This window comes from Arthrobacter sp. ov118, assembly GCF_900116495.1.
In the GTDB taxonomy this organism is placed as follows: domain Bacteria; phylum Actinomycetota; class Actinomycetes; order Actinomycetales; family Micrococcaceae; genus Arthrobacter.
On record NZ_FPAY01000001.1, the window covers coordinates 63,970 to 81,667 of the forward strand.

The 17,698-nt window shown below is 66.6% G+C and carries 13 protein-coding genes; 1 reads left to right on the forward strand and 12 read right to left on the reverse strand.

What is annotated here, in order from left to right; translation table 11 throughout:
• Window positions 1-64 precede the first annotated feature (64 nt).
• The 11 genes from BM372_RS00300 to glf form a co-directional block, all read right to left on the reverse strand.
• Window positions 65-1,165 (reverse strand): glycosyltransferase, encoded by a 1,101-nt coding sequence (locus BM372_RS00300; protein WP_143111402.1) that lies wholly within the window; start codon window positions 1,163-1,165, stop codon window positions 65-67.
• The gene (locus tag BM372_RS00305; RefSeq protein WP_090950355.1) at window positions 1,158-2,279 is read right to left on the reverse strand and encodes a glycosyltransferase family 4 protein; all 1,122 of its coding nucleotides are present in this window, start codon (window positions 2,277-2,279) and stop codon (window positions 1,158-1,160) included. The genes BM372_RS00300 and BM372_RS00305 overlap by 8 nt, the downstream gene beginning before the upstream one ends.
• On the reverse strand, window positions 2,276-3,439 hold the full coding sequence (locus tag BM372_RS00310) for a glycosyltransferase family 4 protein (protein ID WP_090950359.1): 1,164 nt from the start codon (window positions 3,437-3,439) through the stop codon (window positions 2,276-2,278). The genes BM372_RS00305 and BM372_RS00310 overlap by 4 nt, the downstream gene beginning before the upstream one ends.
• Window positions 3,436-4,431, reverse strand: a complete 996-nt coding sequence (locus tag BM372_RS00315; RefSeq protein ID WP_090950362.1) for a Gfo/Idh/MocA family protein — start codon at window positions 4,429-4,431, stop codon at window positions 3,436-3,438. Before BM372_RS00315 ends, BM372_RS00310 begins: the two co-directional genes overlap by 4 nt.
• Window position 4,432: 1 nt before the next feature.
• The gene (locus BM372_RS00320; RefSeq protein ID WP_090950365.1) at window positions 4,433-5,524 is read right to left on the reverse strand and encodes a DegT/DnrJ/EryC1/StrS family aminotransferase; all 1,092 of its coding nucleotides are present in this window, start codon (window positions 5,522-5,524) and stop codon (window positions 4,433-4,435) included.
• Window positions 5,521-6,117: an acyltransferase gene (locus BM372_RS00325; RefSeq protein ID WP_090950368.1), complete on the reverse strand. Its 597-nt coding sequence runs from the start codon at window positions 6,115-6,117 to the stop codon at window positions 5,521-5,523. Before BM372_RS00325 ends, BM372_RS00320 begins: the two co-directional genes overlap by 4 nt.
• 46 nt (window positions 6,118-6,163) lie before the next feature.
• Window positions 6,164-7,453: a nucleotide sugar dehydrogenase gene (locus BM372_RS00330; RefSeq protein WP_090950371.1), complete on the reverse strand. Its 1,290-nt coding sequence runs from the start codon at window positions 7,451-7,453 to the stop codon at window positions 6,164-6,166.
• Window positions 7,454-7,553: 100 nt separating this feature from the next.
• Window positions 7,554-8,279 (reverse strand): ABC transporter ATP-binding protein, encoded by a 726-nt coding sequence (locus BM372_RS00335; protein WP_090950372.1) that lies wholly within the window; start codon window positions 8,277-8,279, stop codon window positions 7,554-7,556.
• Complete coding sequence (locus BM372_RS00340; protein ID WP_090950375.1) at window positions 8,280-9,161, reverse strand: ABC transporter permease; 882 nt, start codon at window positions 9,159-9,161, stop codon at window positions 8,280-8,282.
• Between the two features lies 1 nt (window position 9,162).
• Complete coding sequence (locus BM372_RS00345) at window positions 9,163-11,160, reverse strand: glycosyltransferase (protein ID WP_090950377.1); 1,998 nt, start codon at window positions 11,158-11,160, stop codon at window positions 9,163-9,165.
• The gene (glf, locus tag BM372_RS00350; RefSeq protein WP_090950380.1) at window positions 11,157-12,344 is read right to left on the reverse strand and encodes a UDP-galactopyranose mutase; all 1,188 of its coding nucleotides are present in this window, start codon (window positions 12,342-12,344) and stop codon (window positions 11,157-11,159) included. Before glf ends, BM372_RS00345 begins: the two co-directional genes overlap by 4 nt.
• A 258-nt stretch (window positions 12,345-12,602) precedes the next feature.
• Here glf and BM372_RS00355 point away from each other — a divergent pair, with 258 nt between their 5' ends.
• Entirely contained in the window at window positions 12,603-16,820 is a 4,218-nt protein-coding gene (locus tag BM372_RS00355) for an FtsK/SpoIIIE domain-containing protein (RefSeq protein ID WP_143111403.1), read from the forward strand.
• 61 nt (window positions 16,821-16,881) lie between these two features.
• Here BM372_RS00355 and BM372_RS00360 read toward each other — a convergent pair whose 3' ends face one another.
• Window positions 16,882-17,463: a hypothetical protein gene (locus BM372_RS00360; RefSeq protein ID WP_371261680.1), complete on the reverse strand. Its 582-nt coding sequence runs from the start codon at window positions 17,461-17,463 to the stop codon at window positions 16,882-16,884.
• Window positions 17,464-17,698 lie beyond the last annotated feature (235 nt).

The following is a 17,698-nucleotide window of genomic DNA, read 5'->3' on the forward strand; positions in this document are numbered from 1 at the left end:
AGGCGCAGGCGCCTCCGCGGGGCGGGAACGGCCGGACAAACAAGTCCGTTCCCGCCCCGCTGCGTTAGAGCAACGCGGAGGCCGCCATGAACCGCAGCGGCGCTTCCGGGTGCAGCTGGGCTGCCAGGCTCGAGGCAATCAGGGTTTGCGGCCGTCCGAACTTGCGGCGCGCTGCTGCTGCCGCCAGCATCTCAGCCGACGGGCTAAGGGTGAGAATGCTGCGCAGCAGCCGGGCGTCGGCCCGGGACAGGGGCCGCTCCGCCCCCGGCGCCGCGGCCAGAAGTGCACGGACCACGCGGGCGAGTTCTTCGCGCTCCGCCTCCGTCCAGCCGCCTTGGTCCGCGCGGGGCAGGATCACGCCAAATACGTGAACCCGGAGCAACTTGGTCACCAGGGCCTGGCGCTGGGCCTGCGGAAGCGCAACGAACCAAGGGTCGGCGACGAGTTCCAGGGCGAAGGCGAACAACTCGCCAATTTCCCGTCGCTGACCTGTGACGCGGTCCTCCGCGTCGGCCCCAACGACGTATTTCCCTGTCCCCCGGGCGTAGTCGATCCGCCCGCCGCCGAACCATAGTTTGGCCGAGAATATCTGGTCCTCCCCCGTCCGCAGATCGCCGCTGAATTCGAGGCCGAGCCGTTGGATTTCGCTGCGTCGCAGGAGGCCCAGGGGCGCGGTCCGGTAGCTCAGGCGGTCCTTGACCGCATCAAGGTTGAACCGCCTGCCAACCCGGACCGGCGGTGTCCGCACCAGCGCTCCGCCGGCATGGCGTTGTGGGGCGATGACCATCGCGGAAGAGTGGCTGCGAGCGAGCTCCAGCCACTGGCGAAGGGCGCCGGGCTCAAGATAATCGTCGCTGCCAAGAATGCACACGAATTCGGCCGTAGCCTGCTGCAGCCCATAGTTGAAGGGGCCGGCAGGGCTGGGAATCCCGTCGCGGAGTTCCAGGAACCTGGTGGCTGCAGCCAGCTCAGGTGGAACGTTCCTCGAAATCTCGTCCCTGGAGATGTTGTGGCACACGACGGTGACCCGGACTCCTTCTGGAGCGTTCAGCGCCAGGCCGGCCGACGCAATGGAAGCGAGCGCCCTTGCTGCCGGTCGGGTGCTGCTGTGCACGGCGATGACGACGTCTACCGCAGGGACCACATCGGTTGGACCATTATCCACGCCGGCTCCGTTCTGTTTGTCCTGTGGTGGCGACTACCCGGCCGTAGACGTCCTCGAAGAGCCGGCCGACGCTGGTTCGGCTGAACCTGGCCCGGATGGGCTCGGCAATGGTGGAGGGTTCGACCCCCGCAAAGGTTCCCCGGGCCGCCACGATCGCGGCGGCCAGGGACTCCGGCGAGGCGTTGTCCACCAGGACGCCGTTCGCGGCGGTCACGTAGTCGGTGAATCCCCCCACTCGCGGAACGACGACGGCCCGTCCGGCGGAGAGGGCCTCGGCCGCGGACGTGAAGAAGTTCTCGTGCGCCGTGGGGAGGAAGAACAGATGGGCCTGTTCGAAATACGCGAAGACGTCGGCCGGTGGGACCGTGCCGACCAGTGTGACGTTCCCGCCGAGCTTCAACCCGTCGATTAGTTCTTCGGCCTCGCCGCGAAGGGGTCCGTCCCCCACCCAGCTGAGGTGCACGTCGTGGCCTGATTCCTTGAGCGCTGCTATGGTCCGAATGGCCAGCAGCGGCCGCTTTCCCGGAACCAGCCCGCCAACAGCGGCCAGGCGCAGCTGTTCACCTGCGGGCAGCGGCTGCAGGGGACGGTCGTTGGCGACTACACAGGGAACCAGCACCGCAGCCTGCGGCCGTGCGAAGGCCTGCAATTTCTCCACGAGTTCAGAGGTCACTCCCGTCACGGCGTGCGGAAGACGAAGAACCCAGCGCAACCAGGCGAAATGTGGCCACATCCCCGCGACGTTCCGCGGGTTCGTGACACCGCTCCAGTGCTCTGAGTGAACCCACGGCGTCCGTCGCAAGACCGCTGGCAGGGCCGCCACAAGTGCCGAGGAAAAGGCCATCGTGTGCAGCACATCCGCCGTCGAGCTTTCCCGCAGCAGCAGGCGGAGCAGGGCCAGTGCCGTCCACGGCCGGCGCGGGTCGAGGGAGACCCGCTGGACGGGCAGGCCGGCATATGATTCCGCGGCCGGGGGTTGCCGGCTGCCCAGCCTCACATGCAGCACGCGCACGTCGTGCCGGAGTTGGATGGCCTTCGCGTGCTCCAGATTGAAGGGGGCCTGGGCCGGCGACCCCGGGCTCGGGAACCACGTGGTGACCACCAGGATTCTCATCGGGACGTCCTCGCCACCGTGGCAACGATCGCCGCCGCTGCCTGGCCCGCCGCCGCGAGGGAAGCATGGTCCGCCACCCACTGCGAGCGGACGCCACGGCCGGAGTCCTCGCCTTCGAGCGCGGCGATCATTGCAGCCGCCACGGCATGGGGGTCATGGTCCACCGCGTCGCCGAGTCCGTTGTCGGCCACCACTGCTGCCCCCTCGCCGGCACCGGCAAATATCACCCGGGTCCCGCATCCTGCGGCCGCATAGATTTTGGTCGGCTTGGCGAAGTCATAGCCCTGGTCTGGCTTGATGCTGACGAGTGCTGCCGCGGCTCCCCGCAGCCAGGCCGCAGCCTGCCGGGGCGGAACGACTCCGCCGAAAACAACGCTCCCGGGAGCGATCTGGGCCGCCAGCGCGCGGAGGGCCGGCTCGTCGGTGCCCTGCCCGAAAAAGCGGATCTCCGCGTCCGGACATTTCCGCTGCACGATCGGCAGTGCGCGGACAAAAACGTCGGCTCCCTGCCATTCCGAAATGGTTCCGGTGTAGGCGAAATAGGGCCGCTCACTGACCGCGGCCTCGCCTTGGGGGTTGAAGACCGAGGTGTCGACCCCGTTGGCCACCACCCGGAGCCGGTCCGCCGGCACGTCGAACTTCGAGACTTGCTCGGCCACGGCATCAGAAATGGCGATGACGCAGGCGGCACGTCGCAACACGAACCCTTCCACGCGCCGCATTATGGCAATGACGACGCCGGGCACGTCGGTTGCCGACAGTGCTTCACTCCACACGTCCGCTGCGTAGTACACGAAAGGCCGGCGACGCAGCCAGCTGCTGAGGGCCACCACCAGTCCGGTGGTGGGCGGCGGCTCGGAGACAACAACATCCGCGCCCTGAACCAGCAGGCGGAAGAAGGCCGGTATGTCGAAGCTCAGGTACTGCAGATAGCCGCGGACGTTGCCGCCCGGGTCCCGTAAGACGGGCCAGCGGCTGATTCTGAACGGGACGCTGCCGGCCGAGGCTCCGCCGGGGGCGCGGGTGGTCACGACCTGAACCTCCGCGCCCGCGGCCACCAGGCCGTCTACAAGAGCCTGGAGACGAAAGGCAGCGGCTCCCACTTCGGGCGTGAAAAGCCGGGTGGCGACCGCGACCCTCAATCCGGGACGGGCCCTCACGAGGCGACGACTTTGACCATCTGCCCGGTGCGCGCGGACTCCAGCACGGCCTCGGCAACGGCGAGCGTGTCCAGGCCCTCGCGCATGGTCACGACGTCGTTGCGCAGCCCCAGGACGGCGTCGCGGAAGGCTTCGTGCTCGGTACGCAGCGGTTCTGGTTTGGCGATTGCAAGCCGGGTCATGTTGCCCTCGGAGACCCCCCGGAAAGCTGCCATGGACTCCCACTCCGTGGCGACGGTGCCGTTTTCGAAGAACGTCAGGTCCGCCGTGACCGTGTCGGCCACGAAAGCGCCCTTTTCGCCGGTGACGATTGTCAGGCGTTCCTTCATCGGGGAGAGCCAGTTCACCAGGTGATTCGTGATGACGCCGCTTTCCAGCTGCCCCGTCGCCGCCACCATGTCTTCGTGTGGACGGCCGCTGCGCGTGGTGACATGGGCGAAGATCGACTCGAAGCGGCTCCGGGCGAGCCAGGCGGTGAGGTCGATGTCGTGCGTGCCCAGGTCCTTCACGACGCCGACGTCGGCGATGCGCGACGGGAAGGGACCCTGCCGGCGGGTGGCAATCTGGTAAACCTCGCCGAGTTCGCCCGCTTCAATCCTCTTCCGCAGGGACTGCAGGGCCGGATTGAAGCGCTCGATGTGACCCACCGCGCCTACGAGGTTCCTGGCCTCGAAAGCATCCACGAGGCGTTGGCCGGCCGCGGCGCTTTCGGCAATCGGCTTCTCCACGAGGGTGTGGACGCCGGCCTCGGCCAGTGCCAGGCCGACTTCCTCGTGCATCCCCGTGGGGACGGCGGCGACCGCCATGTCCAGGCCCTGGGCAATGAGTTCCTCCACCGAGGACAGCACGTCCAGGCCGCCGGCCACGCCGTGCGGGTCGCCATAGGCGTCCGCCACAGCCACCAGGTCGACGCCGGGCAGCTCGCGAAGGACCCTGGCATGGTGCCGGCCCATCATCCCCAGCCCGATCAGGCCTACGCGCAGATTCGCCATCTCAGGCACCGGCCTTTGCGACGGCGTTGACGGCAGTGACGATCCGGTCGAGGTCGTCCTGGCTCAGGGACGGGTGAACCGGCAGGGAGAGCACTTCCTTGGCGGCCGTCTCCGTGTTGGGCAGGTCTTCTGTCCGGTTGAAGGACGGCAGCCGGTGGTTCGGGACCGGATAGTACACGCCGGTTCCGATGTTGTACTCGTCCCGCAGCGCCTTGGCCATCCCGTCGCGGTCCTCGGTCACCCGGATGGTGTACTGGTGGTAGACGTGTCCCGCCCCCTCCTTGACTGCCGGGATCCCGACGTTCTCCAGGTTGGCGTCGAGGAATGCCGCATTCTGCTGCCGCTGCGCGGTCCAGCCGAGCACCTTGGTGAGCTGGACGCGGCCGATGGCGGCGTGCAGGTCGGTCATGCGGGCGTTGAAGCCGACGATCTCGTTCTCGTACTGCTTCTGCATGCCCTGGTTGCGCAGCAGCCGGAGCTTGTGCTCGACGGCGGGGTCCGACGTCGTGACCATGCCGCCCTCGCCGGAGGTCATGTTCTTCGTCGGGTACAGGCTGAACATGGCGAAGGTGCCGAAGCTGCCCACCTTCTTACCGTTGAAGCTTGCTCCGTGGGCCTGGGCTGCGTCCTCGTAAAGATCGATGCCCCGCTCCGCGGCAAGCCTGCCGAGGCCCTCGACGTCGAAGGGGTGGCCGTATAGGTGGACCGGCATGATGCCCTTGGTCTTCTCCGTGATCAGCGAAGCGACGTGGTCCGTGTCCAGGGTGTAGTGGTCCAGTTCGATGTCAGCGAAGACCGGGGTCGCGCCGGTCAGTGCAACGGCGTTGCCGGTGGCGGCGAAGGTGAAGGACGGCACGATCACTTCGTCGCCGGGGCCAACGCCGGCGGCGAGGAGACCGAGGTGGAGACCGGAGGTGCCGGAGTTCACGGCGACGGCCGCGCGGCCGTCGACGAGCACGGACGAGAACTCCGTTTCAAATTCCGCTACCTGCTTGCCTTGGGCCAGCATCCCGGAGGCGAGCACGGCGTCAACGGCCGCCCGCTCTTCATCGCCGATGATCGGCCTGGCTGCGGGGATAAAGTCCGGGCTCATGCGTTGTCCTCTGCCTCTTTCAGGAAATTTTCTTCTTCAACATATTTGGCACCCGTCTCGGGGCACACCCAAAACCCCTCCGCCTCACGCAGCGGGAAGCCAGCCTTGCCGACCCAGCCGAGCCGTTTGGCCGGCACGCCGGCCATCAAGGCGAAGGCGGGTACATCCTTCGTGACCACGGCGCCCGCGGCGATGGTGGCCCAGCGACCGATCGTCACCGGCGCCACGCAGACGGCTCGAGCACCGATTGACGCTCCATCCTCGATGGTGACGCCCACCGGGGTCCAGTCGTGCGCACTCTTCAAGGATCCGTCGGGACTGACGGAGCGGGGGTAAGTGTCGTTCGTGAGGACCACTGCGGGTCCGATGAAGACGCCATTTCCCAGCTTGGCCGGCTCGTAGACCAGCGCGTAATTCTGGATCTTGGTGTTGTCGCCGATGTGGACACCGGTGCCTACGTAGGCGCCGCGGCCGACGATGCAGTTTTCTCCCAGGGTGGCGTCCTCACGCACCTGGGCCAGGTGCCAGATCTTGGTACCGGCGCCCAGCACTGCGCGGTCCGAAACATCAGCGCTCGGGGCAATGTTATTCATCGTGGATCTCCTGTCAAAGGGAAGAAGTGCGGCGCGCCTGCCGAGGTCATGCCTTGCCGATGACCCGGTACTGGACGCCGTCCCACGCCTCAGGGCTGCTTACCCTGCGGCCGTCGATGAACACCCGGACGCCCGGGAGGTCCTGCGGTCCCAGCGTGCGGTACTCAGCATGGTCTGCCTGGACCACGGCCGCGTCCGCGGGCTCCCCCAGGTGGTAGGGCTGGAAGCCCAGCTTCTGGAGTTCCTCGTCGGTGTACAGCGGGTCATGGACCAGCGCGGCCGCGCCGCGCAGTTCGAGTGCCTTGACGGCGTCGAAGACACCGGAAAAGGCCGTTTCCTTGACGCCGCCGCGGTACGCAGCGCCGAGAACCACCACACGGGCGTCTGTCAGGTCGCCATAGGCTCCCTCGAGCAGGCCGATGGTGTAGGCGGGCATGTCGGCGTTGGCCGCGCGGGCCGCGCGCACCACCGTGGCCTCCGGATCGTTCCAGAGGTACAGCCGCGGATAAACGGGGATGCAATGTCCGCCGACGGCGATTCCCGGTGTGTGGATGTGGCTGTAGGGCTGGGAGTTGGCGGCCTCGATGACCTGGTAGATGTCGATGCCCGCAGTGGCGGCATAGCGGGCAAACTGATTGGCGAGCCCAATGTTCACGTCGCGGTAGGTGGTCTCCGCCAGTTTCGCCATCTCCGATGCCTCCGCGGATCCCAGGTCCCAGACGCCATTCGGGCGGACCAGATCAGTCCGCTCGTCGAAGTCCAGCACGGCCTGATAAAACTCGACTGCTTGGGCTGCCCCTTCTTCCGAAAGGCCGCCTACCAGCTTCGGGTATTTGCGCAGGTCCTCGAACACCCGGCCGGTGAGCACGCGCTCGGGAGAGAACACAAGGTGGAAGTCCTTGCCCTCTACCAGGCCCGAGGCGGCTTCCAGGGCCGGTTTCCACCGGGTCCGGGTGGTGCCGACGGGAAGGGTGGTCTCGTAGGACACCAGGGTGCCAGGGGTCAGGTGCTTCGCCAGTTCGGCGGTCGCCGCGTCCATCCAGCCGAAATCAGGATTCGCCTCGGCGTCCACAAACAGCGGCACGACGAGAACTACAGCGTCCGCTTCGGGGACCGCGTCCGCGTATTCGGTCGTCGCCCGGAGCTTCCCTGCCGGCACCAGCTCGGAAAGTTTTTCCTGCAGCCTGGCTTCGCCGGGGAAGGGTTCAATTCCGGCGTTGATGAGGTCGACAACCTGCCGGTTAACGTCGACGCCGACGACCTCATGGCCCTTGGACGCGAACTGGACGGCCAAGGGCAGGCCGATCTTACCCAACGCAATTACAGCAATCTTCACGATTTTCGTGCCTTTTCTCTCATGCCTGATGGCGGGGCCGAAGGACCAGTATCCACACTAGCGGCTGCCGCACCGCGAGGGCCGCGGCGGGGTCTGCCGACTAGTTGCGGAGCCTGCTTACCGCCTCGCTGATCGGCCCGTCAAACAATACATTTCCGTGCTCAAGCAGGACACCGCGGGCACAGATCCGGGAGACCAGGTCCAGATCGTGGCTGACGACCACGAGGGTCTTGCCACGCTCTGCCAGTTCCTGAATCTTAGCTATGCACTTGCGCTGGAACGGCTCATCTCCGACGGCGAGAATTTCGTCGATCAGAAACACCTCGGGGTCGGTGTGTACTGCTACGGAGAAAGCCAGGCGCAGGTACATGCCGGATGAATAGAACTTGACCTCGGTGTCGATGAATTCGCCGATCTCGGAGAATTCCACGATCGCGTCGAACCGCTCATTGATCTGCTTCTCCGTCATCCCCAGGATCGCTCCATTGAGGTACACGTTGTCGCGGCCGGACAGGTCAGGATGAAAGCCCGCCCCGACTTCGATCAGGCCTGCCACGCGGCCGCGGGTGTACACACTTCCCGAATCGGGAAGCATGACGCCGGAGATGTGCTTGAGCAGGGTGGACTTGCCGGATCCGTTGAGGCCCAGCAGGGCCACGGTCTCCCCCGTCTCGACCATCAGGGAGACGTCCTTCAGGGCATGGAACTTCTTGGAAAGATCTCCCTTGCGGCCCTTGACCAGCCACACAACCGCCTCCTTGATGGAACGGGTGTGCCGGAGCACGAACTCCTTGCTGATGCTGGAAACTTCGATCGCGTTCGCCATTTACAGCTCCTGGGCGAAGCGGCCCTCAAGCCGCCGGAAAGTTAGTTGCCCCAATGCCAGGACCACGAGGGAAATGGCGAGTCCGATCGGCAGCCACAGGCTGAACAGGTTCGGCGGCATCGCGGCAGAGCCGTCAGTTGTGGGGTACCAGAAGGCGTAATGGAACAACTCGACGCCCACCGTGATGGGGTTGGCCTGGTAAACGGCGAAGAATGCCGGGCCCAGCTTTGACTCCACCATCGTCCACGAGTACATGACGGGCGAGGCCCAGGTCGCCACCATCAGCAGCATGTCCACGAGATTTTCCGAATCACGGAAATATACGTTGGCGGCACCGAACAACAGCCCGAGTCCGGTGGCCAGGAAACCCACGATGGCGAATCCGCCGACCGCGGCCAACAGCTGGAACACGTCCGGATGCCACCCCGCGAAGAGGCAACCGATCACGAGGACAACGAGCTGGGGGAAGAAATGGACCGCCGACACCCAGACCGACGCCACCGGAAACAGCTCCCGGGGAAGATAGATCTTCTTGATCAGGTTGCCGTTATTGACGATTGACCGTGCGGCGTTCCCGAGGGCTTCGGAGAAGAAGTTGATCAGCACGATTCCGGAGAAGAGATACACGGCATAGTTCGAGAGGCCGTCCGGGTTTTTTGCGCTGCGTTCGAGGCCGAGAAAGACTCCCAGGGCCACGTAGAACACGACAAACTGCACACCGGGCTTCACATAGGACCAGAGCAGGCCCAGCACGGATCCTCGGTAGCGGACTTTCAGCTCCTTGCGGACCAGCAGTTTCAGCAGAAAACTGGACTGGCGGAGATCCCGAAATCCACCACCGAGGCCCGGGCGGGTCAATTCCCCGGAAATCGTGGTTGTCACGCTACTTCACTTCGCTCTGGGTGTGCTCTTCGAAAATCTTCTTCCAGGAATCCAGGGACGTGAGCTCCGGCAGCGCCGCCTTGTACTGCTTGCTCAGCGACTTCCAGTCCTTGAGCAGGGCGGCGTGCAGCCGGCTGCTCTCGGTGAGCATTTCCCGCACGCGCTTGGGGTCCCGCCGGTACCACGAGGCACCCGTACCTTCGGCGTTGGAGACGATGGCGCTGTCGAACTGCGCGATCCTCCACCAGCGGTTGTCCTGATGCGCAATGTTGGTCTGCGGACGTTCCGCACTCGTCTTGGTGACCGGGCGGAAGAGCTGGCGTGCAACCGTCTTGGCGGCCCAGGGCAGGAGGGTGACCTTGGACGGCTGCGACACGCCGTGGCCGTGGCGCGGCGGCTTGGCCATCTTCGGCGTCGGGAATTCGTCGGCATTGGCCCGGAAAATGGAGTCAGAGTAGCCGGACATCATCTTCCGGATCTCGGGCAGTTTCGTGGGAAGCAGCTCCGCCAAACCGGACGGGCCCTTGAGGACATCCTCGAGCGCCCAGCCGCGGCCGTGCGCGGTCGCGTACTGCATTGACACAAGGTGCTTGATGTCCGCATACTGCGATTCGCGCACCACGCGGCCGCCGAATTCGTAGGGGCTGTGGAGCAGGGCCGCCGTGATCCGGTTGCGGGCGTGGAAGTAAGCCTGCCAGCCGACCAGGTCGTCCTTGTCGATCCAGGACACATGCCACACGGCCGAACCCGGCAAGGAGACTGTCGGGAAGCCGTGCGCCTTGGCGCGCAGCCCGTACTCCGAGTCGTCCCACTTGATGAAGAGTGGCAGCGAAAGGCCGATCTCCCGGATAACCGCGGTCGGGATCAGGCACATCCACCAGCCGTTGTAGTCCACGTCGCAGCGGCGGTGCAGCCAGGAGGTCTGGCGCAGGTTGGAGGACAGGAAATCGTGCCCCAGGACCATATCCTCGCTGGGCAAGGACGGCTGGAAGCGGTAAGGGTTGACCACCTCGCCGAACGTGTGCAGGACCGTCCGGTTGTAGAGATCGAACATGTGGCCGCCGACAATCGTAGGCGACTTGCAGCGGTCCGCGAAGGTGAGCAGGCGGATGATGCTCTCCGGCTCAACCACGATGTCGTCGTCCATCAGCAGGACGTAGTCACTGCCGTTTTCGACGGCCTCGAACATGCCCCGGGCAAAGCCGCCGGATCCGCCGAGGTTTGACTGGTTGATGATGCGCAGCTTGCCGCCAAGCGAATCCCGGACGTCAGAGAAACCGTCTGCGTCCTCGACCTTTTGGGTGCCCTGGTCGACCAGCAGGATTTCCTGGACATGCTTCAGGGCATCGGGGTTCTCGGCAAGCAGCCGGAGGTTGTTCAGGCAGAAGTCGGTCTTGTTCAGTGTCGTGATCTGCAAAGTGACTGAACCGGGGGTGCTGTCAACAGCGACGCCCTGCCACTCGGCGTCGACCATCACCAGCGGTTCGGAGCCTGCCACAAGGTCAAACCAGTACCAGCCGCCGTCGCCGAAGGGAGCCAGGGACAGCTCAAAGGTGTTCTCCGCCGTACCCTCCACACGCCGCGTGTCGACGCGCTGCAGGGACCCGCGGGCGTTCGACTTATAGACGATGACGGATCCTGCGCCCTCGGTGCGCACCTGCAGCCGGACAGAGTCCACAGTCGTCCACCGGCGCCAGTAACTGGCCGGGAAGGCGTTGAAATAGCTGCCGAATGAAACGCGTTCCCCGGACCTGACCTTGGTGGAGCTTCGGGACAGGAAGTCCTCAACGTGGGCTTCCTTGGTGGTGCTGCTGAAGGTCTGCGGCTTGGCCCTTTTTCCGTCGCGGTCACCGACCGTGGGCAGCTGGATGCCGGTCGCGGTGCCCATGTCCATATACAGGGGAACCGTGTCCATCTGGCTGGCACTGGGCAGGATGACCCGCTGCAGGGTGTCCCACTGCTGGGCGGACTCTACCTGGGTGTCTGTTGCAACGCTCATGCGTCCACTCCTCCGCTTTCAATCGTGGCGCCAGCCTCGAAATGCGGGCGGATCTTGTTCTCGAACATGGTCAGGGCCGAGCCGATCGCCATGTGCATGTCCAGGTATTTGTAGGTGCCCAGGCGTCCGCCAAAGAGGACGTCCTTCTCGGCTGCCGCGAGGTCCCGGTACTTGAGCAGGCGTTCGCGGTCAGTGGGCGTGTTGATCGGGTAGTAGGGTTCGTCACCCTTCTCGGCGGCACGGGAAAACTCGCGCATGATGACGGTCTTCTCCGTCTGGTAGTCGCGCTCCGGGTGGAAATGGCGGGGCTCGATAATGCGGGTGTACGCGACGTCCTCGTCGTTGTAGTTCACCACGGACGTGCCCTGGAAGTCTCCGACGTCGAGCACCTCTTCTTCGAAGTCGATGGTGCGCCAGGACAGATCGCCTTCGGCGTAGTCGAAGTAGCGGTCAACGGGTCCGGTGTAAACGACCGGGATGCTGCCGACGACCTTGCCCTTGCTGTACTCGTGGGAGTCATCGAAGAAGTCCGTGTTGAGCCGGACCTCAATGTTGGGGTGTTCGGCCATCTTTTCAATCCACGCCGTGTAGCCGTTGGTCGGCAGGCCCTCGTACTTGTCGTTGAAGTACCGGTTGTCGTAGTTGTAGCGCACTGGAAGCCGGGAAATGATGCCAGCGGGCAGGTCCTTCGGATCCGTCTGCCACTGCTTGCCGGTGTAGTGCTTGATGAACGCCTCGTAGAGCGGCCGGCCGATCAGCTGGATGCCCTTGTCGTTCAGGTTCTGCGGATCGGTGCCCGCGAGTTCGCCGGCTTGTTCCTTGATCAGTTCCTGTGCCTGCCCGGGGGTGAGGTTGGCCCGGAAGAACTGGTTGATCGTGGCCAGGTTGATGGGCAGAGAGTAGACCTCGCCCTTGTGCACGCCGTAGACCTTGTGGACGTAGTTCGTGAAGGTCGTGAATCGGTTCACGTACTCCCAAACACGGTCGTTTGACGTGTGGAAGAGGTGGGCACCGTAGCGGTGCACCTCGATGCCCGTCTGCTCTTCCTTTTCACTGTAGGCGTTGCCGCCGATGTGGTGGCGGCGGTCGATGACGACCACCTTCAAGCCCAGCTCAGTGGCGGCCTGTTCTGCGATGGTCAGGCCGAAAAAGCCCGACCCTACGATGACGAGGTCAGCGGTCACAAACTCTCCTGGTTCGAATGCGGGCAGCCCAATGTGGTGCATTGTCTGCTGGTCTAGCCTACCTGAGACGGGACGGGTACAAGCGAATCGCGGTCCGCCCCACCATCGGACGCCATGGCAATTACCGACCCGGGGACTGCGCATGCCGGGGGCGGCCACGTCGCTCCGACGCGCTTTCCACATGGCACAATTTCCCGGCCCAACCGGGCCGACGCATCCCTAACGTGGAACCCGGGCACACGGGAAAGGACGCCCCCGATGATCTTCCACTGCACCCTCGTCGCTGGCCCTCTAGGGCAGGGCACCCTAGGGCCAGGTTCGACGCCGGGCGGCCGGCTCATCGAGCTGGCCACCGAGGTGCCGGACGCGTGCCCGGGAGCAGACCTGGAAGCCGCCATCGCCCGGTGCTACGGGACGGGCCACCTGTTCGTCCGGGGCGCCCGGGTCGCCGCCATGACGGTCGGCGCCGCTCCCCTGGTCCACGGCGCTGTGCTCGTTGAGAATTCTGTGCTTGGTGACGGTTCTGCGCTTGGTAGCGCTTCCGGGGTAACTTCGCGGTCCGGGCCCGGCAGCGCGGAGACTGCCACGTTGTTGTTGGCCGTTCACGGCGGCCCGGGCGCGGGAACCCTCGTCGCGTTGCGGCGGGGCCGGTTCCGGATCGGGCGCGGCGGAGCCGGGATCGTGATCCCGGATCCCGCACTCTCCCGTGAGCATGCGCAACTGGACGTATCGGACGCGGACGTCACGATCGCGGACCTCGGCAGTGCGAACGGAACCAGCGTCGACGCCCGGATGGTACGCACGGTCCCGGTGACCACGGCGTCATGGATCCGTTGCGGGGACTCCACCATGTCACTCCGGCTCGGCACGCCGGCCATGCCGGATGTTGCCGAGCCGGTGACAGCGCGGGCAGGTTCCAGCGTCGCCGAGCCGCTGGTTGTCCGCAGCACCGCCGCCCCAAGCCACCGGGCCGCCGTGGCCGTGGCCGCGGTGTTGCCGATCCTGGTCGGCGTCGGCCTCGCGCTCCTCACCGGCACGTGGATGTTCCTGGCCTTCACCGCCGTTTCGGCCGTGTCCGTGCTCGTGCCGCTCTTGACTGGCCGCCGTCAGCGCCGCGAGCTTGCCGCCGCCATCGCGGGGGCTGCCCTGCAGGACCTGGAACGACGCCGGCAGGCCGCTCCCTCGGCCGCGGACCTGGTGCTCAGCCTCGCAGCCGGCTCGCCCGCGCCAGAGGCTACAGGTCATGGGGAGCCGCGGGAAATCTGGCTCCGGCTCGGGCTGGCGGACCAGCGGGCCAATATCCGGCTGGACCCGCCCGACCCCGGCTTCCTGCCTCCCCCGCTCGGCCAGGTCCCGGTGACCTTGGATCCGGCGTCGGCGGTGGTGACCGTCCACGGCCCCGCATCCGCGGCAGTCGGTCTGGTTCGCTCCTTCATCCTGCAACTGGCCGCCTTTCCGCTCACCGGCAGCACCGGCCTGCTGGTGCACGGCCCGGTGGACACCGTGCCGCTGGCCGCGCGTTTCCTGCCCGGCGTGACGCTCTCCGCCGATGAGGCCACCACGGCAGGGCTGTTGGCCGCGGGGCCCGGCGGAACAGCCGACTGCGGGATCCTCATCCTGTGGGCCGCTCCCGAGCGGTCGGGGGCGGCCGCCGGAGCGGAAGCCGCGGCTGCCGTGCCGGCCCTGCGGTCCCTGGCCACAGCCCACGGGTGGCGGGTCATTGAATGCTCCCCTGAGCCGCACCCCCGGCCTCCGCAAACTCACCCGGGCATTGTCCTTGGCAGGCGCGCAGCCCTCGTCAGAGCCGGGGCGCCGCCCCTGGAGTTTGTCCCGGACCTGGTCCCGCCGGCGGTCTTTGACCGCTTCTGCCGCGGATTCCAGGGCGGCGGGCGCACCCTGGCGGTTCCCCGGCCGGCCATCCCGCGCCGCTGCAGCCTGGCCGATGTCCTGCCCCTCGGGCCCCTGGACATCTCCCGGCGCTGGTCCCGGTCCGGTCCCGCGGCCGGATTGGGTGTGGCGGTTGGGGCGGGCAGTTCGGGTTCCGTGTATCTCGATCTGCGGGCGGACGGTCCGCACTTCCTGGTTGCCGGGACCACGGGTTCCGGCAAATCGGAGTTCCTGCGGACTCTCGCCGGCGGTCTCGCGGCCAGCCATCCTCCGGACCGCGTCAACCTGCTTTTCATAGATTTCAAGGGCGGCTCGGGCCTGGGCCCGCTGACCGGTCTCCCGCACTGCGTGGGGATGCTCACGGATCTGGGCGCAGCGGAAGTGGACCGCACCCTCGTTTCGTTGCGAGCGGAAGTGCGGCGGCGGGAGGAGTTGCTGGCCCGGGCGGGTGTCCCGGACCTCGCGGGCTACGAAGCGTCCCCGGCCCCGGGCCCGCCGGTGCCGTATCTGGTCATTGTCATTGACGAGTTCAGGATCCTGGTGGACGAAGCTCCGGCCGCGCTCGCCGAGCTCATGAGGATTGCCGCCATCGGCCGGTCGCTGGGCATCCATCTCATCATGGCTACCCAGCGCCCGCAGGGAGCCGTGAACGCCGACATCCGGGCCAACGTCACCACCTGCATCGCCCTCCGCGTCCAGACCGGCCCCGAATCAGTGGACATCATGGGCTCCGGGCTGGCGGCGGCCATCCCTATCGCACGCCCGGGGCGCGCGTTTCTAGTCCGCGGCAGCCAGGCCCCGGAGGAATTCCAGACGGCCACGCTCGCTCCCGGGACCACCATGTGGACGACGGGTGCCGTCACCGTGCGCACCGTCGCGGACGCCCTGACCCGGCCGAACGCCGCAGCCGGCGCCGGGGCGGCCGGTGCCACGACCGGTGACTCCCCCGGTGGCCAGGATCACGCCTGCAGCGCCGCGCCCGCTCGGGCACAGGGACCGGGGTCACTCATCGACGTCGTTGCCGGCCTGTGGCACAAAAGCGGCGGCCGGCCTCTCCGCCGCCCGGTCGCGGACCCCCTGCCGGCGCTATTGCAGCCATTGGACCCCGCGCCCCACGACCCGGACACTGCCCCAGACACTGACCCGGGCACTGACCCCGGCCTGGTCCGGCTGGGGCGGGTGGACCTGCCCGAACTCCAACGCGTCACCGAACTTGTCTGGAACTCCGCCGCGCACGGGCATCTGGGCCTGATCGGCACCGGCGCCGGCGGCCGCGACACGGCCGTGGCGCTCACCGTCAATCAACTCCTGACCGGCCGGGTGGAGTCGCACCTGTACATTCTCGACGCCACCGGCACCTTCGGCACGGCCTCGGCGGCGTCCCGGGTCGGAGCGGTGGTTGGCCTGCATGAGCTCCGCCGTGCAGCCAGGGTCCTGCAACGGGTCGCCGAAGAAGTCACCGCGCGGCTCGGCGTGCCTGCGTCCACGCCGCGTCCGCCGCTGGTGCTGGTACTCAGCGGCTGGGGTGCCTGGGTTTCGGGGTTCCGCTCCGGGCCGCTGGCATGGGCTGAAGACCTCGTCCATGACATCGTGAGGGACGGCCCCAGGGCCGGGATAACAGTCCTCGTCGCCGGCGAACGCGAGCTTGTGACTGCACGGTTCTTCGCCGCCGTGCCCAACCGGATCTACTTTCCCGCGGGCTCTACCGAAGAGGGACGCCTGGCGTGGCCACGGCTTCCAACCTTGGAGCCCACCCCCGGCCGCGTTGCCGTGTTTGGCCCCCTTGTGCCGGCTTCCTTGGCGACCGGCCATGCGGCCCAGCTGTTCGAGCCGCAGTTCACGACAGGGCGCTGCCCGGCGGATGGACCCGTCTCGACGGCGCCCTTTCGAGTTGACGCACTGCCGGCCGTGGTGACCGTGGGCGAGGTCCTGGCCCGGTGCGGCGTCCGTGGGCGGGACCGGGGACAGGGCCAGGGGAAGTCGCCGCCCGATGCCCAGATCACTCGCCTCCCGGGCGAAACGGGTACCCCGGTCCCGGCTGCGGCGCTGCTCATCGGAGTCGCGGGAGATGAGCTCGCGCCGCAGAGACTGCTTCTGCCGGCCGGCGGCGTTCTGGCGGTCCTCGGTGGCCCGGGGTCTGGGAAGAGCACACTGCTCGCGGCACTGCCGGCAATGAATACGGCCGAAACGTGGCTGGCGCCGCCGGCGGGGGCAGATCCCGTCAGGTACTGGTCAGGGGCCCACGCCAGCGCGCTGGCAGGAACGCTGGAACGGGCGGCGATAGCGCTGGCAGACGACTGCGATCTGCTCCCGCACGAGGCCAACAGCAGCCTGGCCGTCCTCAACAGCCTGGGCTGGCGGGTGATCGTGGCGGCGGGTTTCGGGCCTGCCTTTGGGGAACGGGTGGCCCTCGCTTCCACTGCGCGCAGCCAGGGACGGGCGGTCCTGATTCGTCCGCGGGGACTTCTCGATGGCGAGTTGTTCGGCGTCCGGTTCGAACCGGAACAGAATCCTCCGGCGGGACGCGCCGTCGTGCTTTTCGACGGCCGCGCCACGCCCGTCCAGCTGGCTGCGCTTCCGGACGGGTAGCGGCAGGACGGCCAACGACAAGACAGGCAGTGCCTGTCTGGGATTCGACTGAAGTGCGGTATTACAGTGCGGGCGGGGAGCCGGCGGCGCGCGACGCGAAAGCTATGACCCTCTTGTCGAAGAGCAACACGATGGTGGTCACAGCCGGGACCAGCATGGCCAGTCCCGCCAGCGGAAAGCCGCCGGTCAGGGTGGGAAAGCCAATGGTCAGCACGAACAGCTGGGCCACCAGAGCGCCGGCCCTCGGCCAGCGAAAACCGCGCATCAGGAAGCGTGCCACCGCGAAAAGCCAAACGGAGAACGCCAGCAGCAGCCCCAGCGTGAAGACGGCACCCCAGAAAGAGAGCACGGGCGCTCCGGTCAGGAGCTGCGTGCCGTACCAGCCGGCCGCAACCAGCAAGGCCGCCGCCTCGAGGGCGACGACGACAGCGATCACCACGATCGCCTTGGGCCGCCCGGTTGCGGCAGGGTCTCCCGCCGTGCTCCGGAGGGGACCACCCGCGGGATGTCCGCCGGAGTTTCCGCCGGCGTTGCCGTCCGCATTTCCGCCGGCGTTGCCGTCCGCATTTCCGCCGGCGTTGGCGTCCGCATTGTCGTCGGCATTTGCAGGAAGATCTTCAGGGTTTACAGGGGGCCTTGACACACTGGCACACTACCGGACATAGTCGTCTAGGTGTGAGGACGCCGCCACTGAATGTGATGCATCGCTCACGGCCTCAAGCCATTTTGGCCTCTATTACCCCTTGTTTACACAGCGTTAACATGACACGCTTAATCCAGATGACCGAGGGGCCCCGAGTGGGGCCTTTTCTTATGGAGCCTCTAGTGAATAATTTCACAAAGGCATTTTAACGAGATTTCCCAGGAATGGAGTGACT